14 protein-coding genes are annotated in these 13,313 nt (G+C 45.4%); 13 read left to right on the top strand and 1 reads right to left on the bottom strand.

Annotated features, from left to right (window positions below; translation table 11 throughout):
• Positions 1-335: 335 nt before the first annotated feature.
• The 12 genes from cysK to J2T19_RS25480 all read left to right on the top strand — a co-directional run bounded on the left by cysK (position 336) and on the right by J2T19_RS25480 (position 11,670).
• Positions 336-1,274, top strand: a complete 939-nt coding sequence (gene cysK, locus J2T19_RS25535) for a cysteine synthase A (RefSeq protein WP_128099777.1) — start codon at positions 336-338, stop codon at positions 1,272-1,274.
• A 142-nt stretch (positions 1,275-1,416) separates the two neighbouring features.
• The gene (locus tag J2T19_RS25530) at positions 1,417-3,012 is read left to right on the top strand and encodes an anthranilate synthase component I family protein (protein ID WP_307221024.1); all 1,596 of its coding nucleotides are present in this window, start codon (positions 1,417-1,419) and stop codon (positions 3,010-3,012) included.
• A gap of 64 nt (positions 3,013-3,076) precedes the next feature.
• Positions 3,077-3,652, top strand: coding sequence for an aminodeoxychorismate/anthranilate synthase component II (gene pabA, locus J2T19_RS25525; RefSeq protein ID WP_307220933.1), 576 nt, complete (start codon positions 3,077-3,079; stop codon positions 3,650-3,652).
• Between the two features lies 1 nt (position 3,653).
• Entirely contained in the window at positions 3,654-4,538 is an 885-nt protein-coding gene (locus tag J2T19_RS25520; protein WP_307220931.1) for an aminotransferase class IV, read from the top strand.
• The gene (folP, locus tag J2T19_RS25515) at positions 4,535-5,398 is read left to right on the top strand and encodes a dihydropteroate synthase (RefSeq protein WP_307220929.1); all 864 of its coding nucleotides are present in this window, start codon (positions 4,535-4,537) and stop codon (positions 5,396-5,398) included. The genes J2T19_RS25520 and folP overlap by 4 nt, the downstream gene beginning before the upstream one ends.
• A 58-nt stretch (positions 5,399-5,456) precedes the next feature.
• Positions 5,457-5,819, top strand: a complete 363-nt coding sequence (gene folB, locus J2T19_RS25510; RefSeq protein WP_056697460.1) for a dihydroneopterin aldolase — start codon at positions 5,457-5,459, stop codon at positions 5,817-5,819.
• A gap of 9 nt (positions 5,820-5,828) precedes the next feature.
• Positions 5,829-6,377 carry a 2-amino-4-hydroxy-6-hydroxymethyldihydropteridine diphosphokinase gene (gene folK, locus J2T19_RS25505; RefSeq protein WP_307220927.1) on the top strand — a complete coding sequence of 183 codons (549 nt, stop codon included), beginning with the start codon at positions 5,829-5,831 and terminating at the stop codon, positions 6,375-6,377.
• Positions 6,329-6,532 (top strand): helix-turn-helix domain-containing protein, encoded by a 204-nt coding sequence (locus J2T19_RS25500; RefSeq protein WP_056697464.1) that lies wholly within the window; start codon positions 6,329-6,331, stop codon positions 6,530-6,532. The genes folK and J2T19_RS25500 overlap by 49 nt, the downstream gene beginning before the upstream one ends.
• A gap of 208 nt (positions 6,533-6,740) precedes the next feature.
• On the top strand, positions 6,741-7,760 hold the full coding sequence (dusB, locus tag J2T19_RS25495) for a tRNA dihydrouridine synthase DusB (RefSeq protein WP_307220923.1): 1,020 nt from the start codon (positions 6,741-6,743) through the stop codon (positions 7,758-7,760).
• Between the two features lie 247 nt (positions 7,761-8,007).
• On the top strand, positions 8,008-8,484 hold the full coding sequence (gene greA, locus J2T19_RS25490; protein WP_056697486.1) for a transcription elongation factor GreA: 477 nt from the start codon (positions 8,008-8,010) through the stop codon (positions 8,482-8,484).
• Between the two features lie 120 nt (positions 8,485-8,604).
• A complete protein-coding gene (gene lysS / locus J2T19_RS25485; RefSeq protein ID WP_128099783.1) occupies positions 8,605-10,116 on the top strand; it encodes a lysine--tRNA ligase in 1,512 nt (503 codons plus the stop codon).
• A 117-nt stretch (positions 10,117-10,233) separates the two neighbouring features.
• Positions 10,234-11,670, top strand: coding sequence for a TrkH family potassium uptake protein (locus tag J2T19_RS25480; RefSeq protein ID WP_307220920.1), 1,437 nt, complete (start codon positions 10,234-10,236; stop codon positions 11,668-11,670).
• A 106-nt stretch (positions 11,671-11,776) separates the two neighbouring features.
• Here the strand turns inward: J2T19_RS25480 and J2T19_RS25475 are convergent, their stop codons facing one another.
• On the bottom strand, positions 11,777-12,379 hold the full coding sequence (locus J2T19_RS25475; RefSeq protein WP_307220918.1) for a TetR/AcrR family transcriptional regulator: 603 nt from the start codon (positions 12,377-12,379) through the stop codon (positions 11,777-11,779).
• 89 nt (positions 12,380-12,468) lie between these two features.
• Between J2T19_RS25475 and J2T19_RS25470 the strand changes: the two genes are divergently transcribed.
• Positions 12,469-13,017 carry a hypothetical protein gene (locus J2T19_RS25470; protein WP_307220917.1) on the top strand — a complete coding sequence of 183 codons (549 nt, stop codon included), beginning with the start codon at positions 12,469-12,471 and terminating at the stop codon, positions 13,015-13,017.
• The last annotated feature ends 296 nt before the right edge of the window (positions 13,018-13,313 follow it).

Raw genomic sequence — 13,313 nt, 5'->3', positions numbered from 1 at the left:
TCTATGAATAGATCTTGCGAATTAACTTCATCGTGATAAAAGTACTCTGTCTACAGGCTTAAGGCCCAAGGCAGAGTATTTTTTTTAGTACTCATATTGACAATAGGGCGTAAGGTTGATAAGATGAAAATAATCAAATACCTACTCGTTTACTCGGAATAAAATAAAAACCAAAAAGAAACCTACGGAATCCCCATACTGTTAGAGAACGTAGCTGTCAGCATGGATGTTAACGGATTTCCGCAGTTCTTCTATAACAACCAGAGGCTGCTTCAGCCGTACATGTATAGGTAACCGCACCAAGTATTATTCATCCAACTAAGGAGGGCATTCATATGGCTAAAGTAGTAAATAACGTAACAGAACTCATCGGAGGTACTCCGCTTGTTCGTCTGAACCGTATCGTACCAGAAGGCAGTGCTGAAATATTCGTGAAGCTGGAGTATCAGAATCCAGGGTCAAGCGTTAAAGACCGTATTGCAGTTAGCATTGTAGAAGAAGCGGAAAAAGAAGGCAAGTTGAAACCAGGTGATACCATCATTGAAGCAACAAGTGGTAACACAGGAATCGGTCTCGCGATGGTCGCTGCAGCTAAAGGCTATAAGTCCGTTATTGTTATGCCTGAAACGATGAGCTTGGAGCGCCGCAACTTGCTTCGTGCTTATGGTGCTGAGCTTGTGCTCACGCCTGGAGCTGAAGGTATGAATGGTGCTGTCAAAAAAGCGGAAGAGCTCCTGAAGGAGAATCCGACCTATTTCATGGCTGAGCAATTTAAAAATAAAGCCAACGTGAAAATCCACCGTGAAACGACTGGCCCTGAGATTGTTGAAGCAATTCAATCTGTGGGTGGTACGTTGGATGCATTCGTTGCAGGGATTGGTACAGGCGGTACCATTACAGGAACAGGTGAAGTGCTGAAAGAAGCGTTCCCTTCTGTAAAAGTTATTGCTGTAGAGCCAGCGGCTTCACCAATTTTGGCTGGCGGTAAGCCAGGACCTCACAAAATTCAGGGGATCGGTGCCAACTTCATTCCTGAAATTTTGGATCAAGAAATCTATGATGAGATCATTCACATTGAGAATGACGATGCATTCGAAACAGCTCGCTTGGTAGCCAAAGAAGAAGGTATCCTGTCTGGTATCTCTTCTGGTGCAGCGATTCGTGCAGGTTTGCAAGTCGCTAAACAATTGGGTGAAGGCAAACGTGTAGTGGTTATTGTACCAAGTAACGGCGAACGTTATTTGAGCACACCGCTGTATAACTTCGAAGCTTAATTCTGTACTGAATATACATTCAATCCTCCTTGCCCATATGAAGGGTGAGGAGGATTTTTTGCTGAATGCTTTTAAAAGGAGCGGTGCTTTAGTATACTATCAGACAATAGAACTAGCGACAGATGGAGGGCGGTACACCGCAATGACACACGTGATGACAACATACGCCGACTGGACAGAGTGGGCCAAACAAGGCTGGACCATGCTGCCATATATGATGAAGTCGGATGATGAGCCGGATCATGGCGGTTTACCGTTAACCTGGGAAGAGGCTTGGCAGCAGGCTTCGCCTTATGCAATGGTGTTAGAGAATGGAAAGGGCGGAAGATACACATTTCTTGGACTACATCCCGTTTCCGTTATCTCTGGCAAAGGCAACGAAGCAATCATTTATGACCTCGAAAAAGGAGATACCACCACTGAGAACGGCAAGCCGCTTGATGTGTTGAAACGATGGTCAGCAGCGTACCGCGCTCCAAAGGTAGAAGGAGCACCCGATTTCGGGGGTGGCTGTGCTGGATATCTCAGCTATGATATAGCTCGATCTTTAGAGAGGTTGCCAACGATTGCTGAGGATAATCCAGAGCTACCGGACTACTGGTGGATGCGCTTTGAGGAAATCTGGGCGTATGATCATGAGCTACAGGCTTTGTTCTGTATGGTTCATATGGCAATGCCGGAAGATCGAAGTGAACAGGCGTTATCTAAGTTGTACGGTAAGGCAGAGCAACGTGCAGCCTTGATGCAAGACCGCTGGTTAAGCATATGGACAGCTGCCCAAGGTGAGCATCAATTGCAAGTATCAATGGAGCGGAAACAGCGATTATTTTTGTCACAGCAGGAAGACGTAACAGATCTGGAAACAGAAGGCTGGAAGACAGCATTTCCCCAGTACCAGTTCGAACAAGCCGTGCATCAGGTGCAGGAATATATCCGGCAGGGAGATGTATTTCAGGTGAACCTGTCATTACGACAGGAAAAGCAGCTGAGTACCAAGGCAGAGCATATCTATGAGTGGCTACGTCTCGTTAATCCATCTCCATATATGGGGATGTTACGCAGTCCTGAATTTCAACTGGTCAGTGGTTCTCCGGAGCTACTCGTTAAGGTGGACAATGGCAAAGTCAGCGCACGTCCCATAGCCGGTACTCGCAGACGTGGACGGGACGAGGCTGAGGATGAGCTGATGGCTTCCGAATTGCTGAACAGCGACAAGGAACGGGCTGAGCATATTATGCTGGTTGACCTGGAGCGCAATGATATAGGGAGAATTGCAGCCTATGGGTCGGTGCATGTTCCAGAGCTGATGACGATCGAGAAATACTCCCATGTGATGCATCTGGTATCCCAGGTTGAGGGGACGCTGGCAACGGGTTTATCTGCTTTTGATGTCATTGCGGCTACATTCCCAGGTGGGACGATTACTGGAGCGCCCAAGGTACGTACAATGGAGATTATTGAGGAGCTGGAGCCGGTACGTCGTGGGCCATACACAGGTTCGATCGGATGGATGGATTACAGTGGCAATATGGAATTGAACATCGTAATTCGTACACTGGCGATCAAAGACGACGTAGGGTACGTACAGGCAGGAGCAGGTATTGTTATTGATTCAGATCCATATCGTGAATATAAGGAATGCCGCAATAAGGCGAGAGCAATGATGAGAGCTGTGCAATATAGCGAGGAATCCATACAAGTAAAAAAGTCGCTAGAAATAACAACGGAATCTGTCTGAATTGGTTGTAAACAGAAAAATGAAGCAACCGTCACTGTGACGGATAAATAGGAGGAGCAGGCATATGATACTGGTTATCGATAATTACGATTCCTTCACGTACAACCTGGTTCAATATCTTGGTGAACTAGGTGAGACTGTGGAAGTACGTCGCAACGATGAAATTGATCTGGCAGGTATTGAAGCTCTGGCACCTGATCATATTCTGATCTCTCCAGGCCCTTGCTCGCCAACTGAAGCAGGGATCAGCTTGGCTGTTATTGATCACTTCAAGGGTAGCATTCCGATCTTTGGCGTATGTCTAGGACATCAATCCATTGGACAGGCCTTCGGTGGTAATGTGATTCGAGCAGATCGCATGATGCATGGTAAGACATCCGAGATGCATCATAATGGTACATCCGTCTTCGCTGGATTGCCGTCACCTTTTACAGCTACACGTTACCATTCCTTGATTGTTGAGCGCAGCAGCTTACCAGACTGTTTAGAGATCACAGCAGAAACTGCTGAAGGTGAGATCATGGGATTGCGTCATAAAGAGTATGCGATTGAAGGTGTTCAGTTCCATCCAGAATCGATTATTACAGATCACGGTCATCAGATGTTACGTAACTTCTTGTCCGGGCGGGTGACCGTATAACATGAACTATGCCGCGATCAACGGAGACGTAATCCATATGGCGGCAGCCGTGATTCCGGTAACGGATCACGGCTTTTTATATGGACTTGGTTTGTTCGAGACATTTCGGACGTATCGTGGTGTGCCGTTTCTGCTGGAGCAGCATTTAGAGCGGATGGCTACTGGATGCCACGAACTAGGTATTCCTTTTACGGTAACAACAGCACAGGTGACGGATTGGATTGAGCGTTTGTTACAAGCGAATGAGTTAGAAGATGCTTATGTGCGTTACACCATCTCGGCGGGTGAAGCTCCTCTTGGATTACCATCCGGAGATTATATTCAGCCCAATCATATCGTGCTGACTAAAGAGTTACCGTCCCTATCCTCCTCTCTCTATGAGCAGGGCAAAATGCTTCAATGTTTAACGACACCTCGCAATACGCCGGAGGGGCATGTACGCTTCAAGTCGTTACATTATATGAACAGCATTCTTGCCAAACGGGAGTTGAATGGATATGGGGCACCAGCCCAGGGTGCAGAAGGACTGCAATTAACACGTAGCGGCTATGTGGCAGAGGGAATTGTAAGCAACGTATTTTGGGTGATGCAGGGTGTGTTGTATACACCAGCGATTGAGACTGGTATTTTACCAGGCATCACCCGTGCTGTTGTATTGGAGTTAGCATTACAGCAAGGTATTCCTTGTAAAGAGGGGTTATTTCGCTGGGATGAGCTGCTGCATGCAGACGAGGCTTTCCTGACAGGGTCGGTAACAGAGCTTGTCCCTGTCACGACTTTGCGTGATCAACATGGAACGGAAACAATCATTAGCAACGGACAAATAGGCCCAGTTACATCCTTACTTCTGGGTATGTATCGAGAGAAAGCGGGGTATACTTCATGACACTTACGCCGGTTATATATGAACGAACATATTCCTTTGGCCCAGCGGAATTAAAACTTGGAGACCGGACATTAATTATGGGCATCTTGAACGTCACGCCTGATTCATTCTCCGATGGCGGGCGTTACAATCATGTTGATCTAGCTGTGGCTCATGCCATACAGATGATAGAGGACGGCGCTGATCTAATTGATATCGGTGGAGAATCCACGAGACCAGGCTCACAGGTTGTGAATTTCGAGGAGGAATTAAGCCGGATTATTCCGGTAATTAAAGCACTGCATCAGCAAGCCCCACATATTCCAATATCGGTGGATACCTACAAGGCGGATGTAGCTCGGCAGGCTATTCTGGCTGGGGCACATATCATCAATGATGTGTGGGGAGCCAAAGCCGACCCGGCTATGGCACAAACAGCGGCAGAACTTGGTTGCCCTCTGATGTTGATGCACAATCGACAAGAACGAGACTACTCTAATTATTTACAGGATGTTGTGCAGGATATCGAGGAAAGTGTACAGATTGCCCTGAAGGCAGGTGTACATCAGGATCAGATTATCATTGATCCGGGAATCGGCTTCGTAAAGGATTTGAAGGAGAATCTCACCTTGATGTCTTCATTAGCTATGCTGAACGAGCTAGGTTATCCTGTTCTACTGGCAACCTCACGTAAGAGGTTCATCCAGAACACCTTGGGGGTTCAGGCCGATGATGCAGTAGAGGGCACAGCTGCAACTGTAGCTTTTGGCATTGCACAAGGCTGTCAGATGGTACGTGTCCATGATGTAAAATCAATTCGTCGAACGGTAGACATGTGTGATGCCATGTTATATGCGTCTCCTGGTTTGCGAAGAAATTAAATTGGCTGTGTAGCAAAGAGAGCGTGTTTTTTATTATATAAGGATAGGCGGTCATATAATGGATAGAATGGTACTACACCGGATGGAGTATTACGGATATCACGGGGTATTTGAGGAAGAGCGGAAGCTCGGACAGCGTTATTATATTGATCTGGATATTGATATGGACTTGGGTGAGGCTGGACGTAATGATGACTTAACCAAAACAATTAATTATGCAGAGATTCATGAACTAGTGAAGCATATTGTCGAGAATACTTCATTCCAGTTAATTGAAGCTTTAGGTGAGCATATTGCATCTTCTTTACTAGACACTTATACTATTATCAATGCATTGACAGTCAAAGTGACGAAGCCACATCCACCATTTGATATTCATTTTGGGGGCGTAACGGTAGAGCTTCGCCGCACAAGAAAGTGAGAACCGATCATGATTGCACATTCGACCTCTGATTCTTCAGAGGCTTATATTGCTTTAGGGGCCAATTTGGGCGACCGAGAGCAGACATTGCTTGAAGCGTTAACGCTCCTGGATGCCCATCCGCATATATCTATACTGCGCTGTTCTGCGCTCTATGAGACGGATCCTGTCGGGTATGTAGATCAGCCTGCGTTTCTAAATATGGCTATAGCTGTAACGACACAATTAACACCGGAGCAATTGCTCACGGAATTATTAGATGTTGAGAACCGGCTTGGACGTGTTCGTGATATTCGTTGGGGTCCTCGTACCGTTGATCTGGATTTGCTCTGGGTCGCTGGAGAGACGCGGGAGACCGAAGTACTTCAACTGCCTCACCCGCGCATGGGTGAACGTGCATTTGTGTTAGTTCCGTTGTCAGACGTTGTCATGAAGAATGAGCCTTCGGGCTTGTATGACTTTGTACATGCATCGTTGTCTGTTCTCGATGGAAAGGATGGAATACAGCTTTGGAAAACGTGCAATTGGCCAATCGAATCCGGGCATTCCGGAAGCTGAAAGGTTTGACACAACAAGAGCTTGCTTCGAAGACGCGCATCTCACTGGCGACGCTCGGAACCATTGAACGTGGCAATCGCAAAGTATCCGAACAGGAGCTGAATCGGATTGCAGAGATGCTGGGGATTAGTGTATCGGAGATTAGAGGCGAGTAAGTCATCACGACATGTGCTCTTGAGGGCATAGCCATATAAAATATCTTAATAATCGTTGATTTTATATAGCACTGTTGATTCGTATAGATTAATCATGATTAAACACCATGTGTACGAAATACGAAATACAACTTGAATACAAATAACTGGAACATTACGGGGACTCAAGTGAGAGTCCTACGGTTTGATGAGGAGTGTAACGACTAACATGCTGAAAATTGGTGGCATTGAAATGAAAAACCAGGTCGTACTTGCACCGATGGCTGGTGTATGTAATCCGGCTTTTCGTTTGATCGCGAAGGAATTCGGAACAGGCCTCGTATGTGCGGAGATGGTGAGTGGTAAGGCCATCGTGCATGGCAATCAGCGTACACGTGAGATGCTGTTTGTTGATGAACGTGAGAAACCACTAAGCCTGCAAATCTTTGGAGGCGATCGCGATTCACTTATCGAAGCAGCCAAAATCGTAGACAAAGAAACGAATGCAGACATTATCGACATTAACATGGGCTGTCCTGTACCTAAAGTGACGAAATGTGATGCAGGTGCAAGATGGTTGCTTGATCCAAATAAGATCTACGAAATGGTCTCCGCTGTCGTGGATACTGTTGAGAAGCCGGTAACGGTTAAGATGAGGATCGGCTGGGATAGCGAACATATCTTTGCGGTTGAGAATGCACTTGCGATTGAACGTGCTGGCGGTCAAGCGGTAAGTGTGCACGGAAGAACACGGGAGCAGCTCTATACAGGTACGGCAGATTGGTCACACATTAAGGATGTAAAAGAGGCTGTCTCGATCCCGGTAATTGGGAACGGCGATGTATCTTCACCGGAGGATGCCCGCCGTATGTTAGATGAAACGGGATGTGACGGCGTGATGATTGGTCGTGCTGCCTTGGGGAATCCATGGATGTTATACCGTACAATTCAATACTTAAGCACAGGCGAATTACTCCCTGATCCGAATGGTGAGGAGAAGATTCGTGTTGCAATTCTGCATATGGATCGCCTGATCGCATTGAAGAATGAGACGGTTGCTGTACGTGAGATGCGTAAACATCTAGCTTGGTATCTGAAAGGACTGAAGGGTTCTGCTAGGATCAAAGATATCATTATGGAAGGTACCAAACGTGATGAGATGGTGCAAATTTTGGAGGATTTTGTAGGTAGACTGAAGTTGGAGGGTAACCTAGAAACGGAACCCGTTGCAGCAGGCAATGCATCCTAAACTCGGATTGTAAAACGTTTACAGATATAAGGGGCGTAACATTGACTTTTCGAGACCGTTCCCCTATAATTTCACAGTATAAATTCGCCATGTGCGTCATAAGGTTAGTGCATCAGGAGGACGTTCTGTTTCTCCGGAGAACTTCATATAGTTTCTAAGATGTATGTGGGCGGAGCTCTGTGAACAAACGGCATGGATTCCGTTGCCATGCAATCAAATTATTCCCATGACAGGAGAATCGGTTGAGATGAGCGATAAGGAAGTTATCCTTACACCAGAAGGACTCAAGAAGCTAGAAGAAGAACTGGAAACACTAAAATCAGTGAAGCGCCGTGAAGTGGCTGAACGGATCAAAGTAGCCATCGGTTATGGAGATATCAGTGAAAACTCCGAATATGAAGATGCTAAGAATGAACAGGCTTTTATTGAAGGTCGTATCATTACATTGGAGAAATTGCTGCGTAACGCTCGAATCATTAACAGCGACGAGATCGACACAGATGCTGTAAGTATCGGTGCAACCGTTACTGTAGAAGATCTCGAGTTCGGTGATATCACAGAATATACTATTGTAGGAACGGCGGAATCTAATCCGCTTCAGAACAAAATTTCGAACGAAAGCCCTGTGGGTAAAGCCATTTTGGGCAAGAAAAAGGGTACAGTTGTTGATGTGAGTGTACCTGCTGGCGTAATTCAATATAAAATTGTAGATATTAAAAAGTAATCATAGCAATGAAGCAGTAGGACACGAAAGACAAAAGCTTCCTTAGGGAAGCTTTTTCATCATATGAGGGTGACACCTCTGAGAATGTCTGCAATGTAAATAAGGAGATGAATACAGATCATGACGGATGAAGTCTTGAATCAGGAAACCGAACTTAGCGAGCTTTTGCAAATTCGCCGCGACAAATTGGACGAGCTCCGCAAATTGGGAATTGATCCTTTTGGCCAAAAATACGTGCGTACCGAAGAAGCCGGTTCTATTTTGAAGAAGTATGAAGAACTGACTAAGGAAGAGCTGGAAGAGAAGCAGATCGAAGTCAGTATTGCCGGACGGATTATGGCGAAGCGGGGAATGGGTAAGGCAAGCTTTGCGCATATTCAGGACCTGAGCGGCAGAATCCAGATCTATGTTCGTCAGGATACCGTGGCAGAGGACAAATACGCGGCATTCAGCCTGCTGGATCTAGGAGATATTGTTGGAGTTAGTGGTGTGATCTTCAAAACGAAAACGGGCGAAACTTCCGTTAAAGTGAAAGATCTAGAAGTGCTCTCCAAATCCCTCTATCCGCTACCGGACAAATTCCATGGTCTTACTGATGTAGAGCTGCGTTATCGTCAGCGCTATGTTGACCTGATTATGAGCCCGGATGTGCAACAGACGTTTATTTTGCGTTCCAAAATCATTCAGTCTATGCGTCGTTATTTGGATTCTCTGGGATACCTGGAAGTGGAAACACCGACCTTGCATACGATCGCAGGTGGTGCAGCGGCACGTCCATTCATCACGCATCACAATGCGCTGGATATGGAACTGTACATGCGGATCGCAATTGAGCTTCACTTGAAACGCCTGATTGTTGGCGGATTGGAGAAAGTCTATGAGATCGGCCGTGTATACCGGAACGAAGGGATGTCAACACGTCACAATCCAGAATTCACGATGATTGAATTGTATGAAGCATATGCTGACTACAAAGATATCATGCATTTGACAGAGAATCTGGTTGCACATATTGCTCAGGAAGTATTGGGTACGCAAGTAATCCAGTATGGAGAGCATGAAGTGAATCTTAAGCCAGAATGGCGCCGGGTTACGATGGTAGATGCGGTTAAAGAAGTCGTTGGTGTAGACTTCTCCGTGCATATGACGGATGAGGAAGCACACAGCTTGGCGAAGGAGCATAACGTTCCGGTTGAGAAGCATATGACATTTGGCCATATTCTGAATGCGTTCTTCGAGCAATTTGTAGAAGAAACGTTGATTCAGCCAACTTTCATTATGGGACACCCGCTTGAAATTTCACCACTGGCGAAGAAAAGCGATGTAGATCCACGCTTCACGGATCGCTTCGAGTTATTCATCGTTGGACGTGAGCATGCGAATGCCTTCACTGAGTTGAATGATCCAATTGATCAGCGTCAGCGTTTTGAAGCACAGATGCTTGAGAAGGAACACGGGAATGATGAGGCACATGAGATGGATGATGACTTCATTCGTGCGCTCGAATATGGTATGCCACCGACAGGTGGACTGGGCATCGGGATTGACCGATTGATCATGTTGCTCACAAACTCACCATCCATTCGGGATGTACTGCTCTTCCCTCATATGCGTCCACGTACACAAGATTAATAAGGAACGTGCTATGCGTTCATAATAGAAGAGGAACCTGCCGTTCAGTTTAAGCTGAGGCAAGTTCCTCTTTAGGTTTACATAGAAGGATCGTTAGAGCAAAGGAAACATCATGGAATGATAATTTCTTCTTGGGCTTCATATGAAGATGAAGCTAGCTCTACCAGGACTTTTACCGCTCACCATGCTTGTATTTTGTTAAAAGAGGTGCCCTTCATGAAGTTCAGGCTTCACTTCCCTAAATTTCTATCCCCTCCGTTGATTCTGGTTGGTGGTTTTATACTTATCATCTCCATCGGTACAATTTTGCTAATGCTTCCAATCTCTAATCAAAGTGGCGAGCACCTGGCATTTATTGATGCGCTGTTTACGGCTACCTCTGCGGCATGTGTGACCGGACTGGTTGTTGTAGATGTTGGGACAACCTTCAATTTATTTGGTCAGATTATTATCATGGTGCTCATGCAACTCGGTGGACTTGGATTTATGACCATTGCCACGTTGTTTGCGTTGGTTATGGGTAAGCGAATCTCACTTCGGGATAGGTTACTGCTCAAAGAGGCCATTAACGCGGATAGTATGGAGGGTATTGTACGTATCATCCGTAAGGTGCTGATTTTCTCTTTTACCATCGAGGGAGTAGCGGCAATTATACTGGCGTTACGCTGGGCAACAGAGATGCCTGTTATGCAGGCTGCATACTATGGAGTGTTTCATTCTGTCTCCTTGTTTAATAATGGTGGGTTCGACCTATTCGGTAACAGCTTTCAGTATTACAGAGGCGACTGGTTGTTCAACCTAACAGCCTCTATCCTTGTCATCTCGGGTGGCCTCGGCTTTGTGGTTTTGAATGATCTATTCGAATATCGCAAACGCCGCCGTTTGTCGCTACAATCTAAGCTGGTGCTATCCGTATCGGGTGCACTGATTGGGATCGGAGCGATTGTCCTATTTATCTTTGAATTCACCAATGGACATACGTTGGCACCGCTGAGTTGGAGTGAGAAGATATATGCGGCCATATTTCAATCGGTTTCGACCCGCTCTTCAGGTACGAGTACCATTGATATTACGGAGATGAGACAGGCGACGCAGTTCTTTTTCATTCTATTAATGTTTATTGGGGCTTCACCGGGATCGACGGGTGGTGGAATCAAAACGACAACATTTTTAATTATGATCGGCGCCGTATATGCCATGATTCGTGGGAATAAAGATATTGTGTTCTTCCGTCAACGTGTTCCGAAGGAACTGCTTATGCGGGCATTGACCATTATTATGGTTTCCTTAATCATCTTCATGGTCGTTGTCATGCTGTTATTGACGACAGAGGATGCGCCGTTTCTCGCACTTATGTTTGAGGCTGCCTCGGCAATTGGAACGGTTGGACTTTCGGTGGGTGTTACTCATGAGTTAACCGATTGGGGCAAAATTATTATTACATTTACGATGTTTGTTGGCCGTATTGGGCCGTTAACGATTGCTTATGCGCTTCGTCCGCGCAAAGAGAAGACATTGTATCGTCATCCAGAAGGACGGATCATTATCGGATAAGGAAAGAAACCGTCAGACAAGTGGTGTAGCCGTTGTTAGAGATAACAGGGCATTTAACCAATGTCTGACGGTTTTTTTTGGAATTTACATCGCATAACGTATATAGTCACGACTCCTGTGAATCGCATAAAGAGGCAAGATGTAATGTGAGGATGTCATCCATAACCTTCGCATTCATCGATTCAGGTCTGAGGATGGCGTGAATGGCTAATCCATCGACTAGTGCATACAATCGTTCGATCTCAAGTTCTACGTTTAGGTTGGGACTTGTTAACCCATGCGCCATCAGATGAGTGATAACATAAGCAGCCATCCGCCGGAGTTCGTTATAGACCTTATCCGCAAGCGACTTGAGCGCCGGATCTGTTTTGGATTTTACAGTAAAAGCGAACCATACCTCCATCTCTGCAAACTTCTCGTCTGTATTAGGCAAGAGTTCTAATAATATCTTCTTCATATCCTCCAGTGGAGAACCTGTGAGTGGCATCTGATGATATCGTTGCCTAACTCGTTCAGATACCAGATTCATAGCATATAGGAGCAAATCGGATTGCGTAGAGAAATAATGACGCATTGAACCTGTAGATAGGTTAGCTTCTTTTGCAATATTACGAACAGAGGTGTGCTCCATACCATCCCTTCGTATGACGCGCCATGCCGCTTCCGCAACAAGTAGGCGTTGTTTATCGTGATCAACTATTTTAGGCATGTTCTAATTATATCATTGTTGCTTATTATAATACAATCGTGTTAAATTGTTTTTAGTACACAAGTGTTAAAAAAGAAAGGGGTAAGAATTTGATTGGTTATTTTATTATAGGGTGTGAGATTGCCTTCTGGTTGTTTGTGGCTGCGGGATTGAGTGTGCGATATCTACTTGGGATGAAAAGAACGGGAATTGCTCTTCTCATGGCAACACCTATTGTGGATGTATTGTTATTGGTGGCGACGGTCATGGATCTTCAACGTGGAGCAACTGCGAGTGCGATTCATGGTATAGCGGCGATCTATATAGGTGTGAGTATAGTCTATGGTCATCGCATGATTGCTTGGGCGGATCGGTACTTTCTCTATTGGTTCAAAGGCGGGGATAATCCCCGAGGTCAGAAGGTCTATGGCAGGGAGCATGCCAATCGTGAGATCCAAGGATGGTTCAGGCATCTAGCTGCTTGGTGTATTGGCTGTTTGTTTCTATATATCATGGTTCTGTGGATTGGTGATGCAGAGCGGACAGAAGCATTCACAGGCCTTATTAGAATTTGGGGAATGATATTAGGAATCGATTTTATTATTAGCTTCAGCTATACGTTATGGCCACGAAAGATCCCCCTTGAGAAAATGAAGTAACATTGTTAGTGTGATTTAAAGACCTATAGAGAGGTTCGATAAGAGTTTAACCTTATACATGACATCTTCGAACCTCAATCACTCATAGAGCTAACTTTGGAGAACTATTGATGTATATTCCTGAGTATAGGGCGGGAAGTATAATATCTGTGTTTGTTGAGGAAGTTTAGTGTGGTTACATCTTATTTTAAACTTTTCTATAAAAAAAGCTTGCGTTCTAAATCTGTACATGGTATATTCTAATTCCGGCCAAGAAAACACGAGAAACACGGTGCGGCAAGCAAACAACATAAGCT

The organism is Paenibacillus tundrae (assembly GCF_030812775.1).
GTDB classification, from domain to species: domain Bacteria; phylum Bacillota; class Bacilli; order Paenibacillales; family Paenibacillaceae; genus Paenibacillus; species Paenibacillus tundrae_A.
The sequence above is the reverse complement of the archived record's forward strand: the minus strand, read 5'-3'. Positions and strand labels throughout refer to the sequence as shown.

Coding starts and splice junctions, on each gene's coding strand:
- cysK (WP_128099777.1), top strand. CDS start 336: ATGGCTAAAGTAGTAAATAACGTAACAGAACTCATCGGAGGTACTCCG.
- J2T19_RS25530 (WP_307221024.1), top strand. CDS start 1,417: ATGACACACGTGATGACAACATACGCCGACTGGACAGAGTGGGCCAAA.
- pabA (WP_307220933.1), top strand. CDS start 3,077: ATGATACTGGTTATCGATAATTACGATTCCTTCACGTACAACCTGGTT.
- J2T19_RS25520 (WP_307220931.1), top strand. CDS start 3,654: ATGAACTATGCCGCGATCAACGGAGACGTAATCCATATGGCGGCAGCC.
- folP (WP_307220929.1), top strand. CDS start 4,535: ATGACACTTACGCCGGTTATATATGAACGAACATATTCCTTTGGCCCA.
- folB (WP_056697460.1), top strand. CDS start 5,457: ATGGATAGAATGGTACTACACCGGATGGAGTATTACGGATATCACGGG.
- folK (WP_307220927.1), top strand. CDS start 5,829: ATGATTGCACATTCGACCTCTGATTCTTCAGAGGCTTATATTGCTTTA.
- dusB (WP_307220923.1), top strand. CDS start 6,741: ATGCTGAAAATTGGTGGCATTGAAATGAAAAACCAGGTCGTACTTGCA.
- greA (WP_056697486.1), top strand. CDS start 8,008: ATGAGCGATAAGGAAGTTATCCTTACACCAGAAGGACTCAAGAAGCTA.
- lysS (WP_128099783.1), top strand. CDS start 8,605: ATGACGGATGAAGTCTTGAATCAGGAAACCGAACTTAGCGAGCTTTTG.
- J2T19_RS25480 (WP_307220920.1), top strand. CDS start 10,234: ATGATAATTTCTTCTTGGGCTTCATATGAAGATGAAGCTAGCTCTACC.
- J2T19_RS25475 (WP_307220918.1), bottom strand. CDS start 12,379: ATGCCTAAAATAGTTGATCACGATAAACAACGCCTACTTGTTGCGGAA.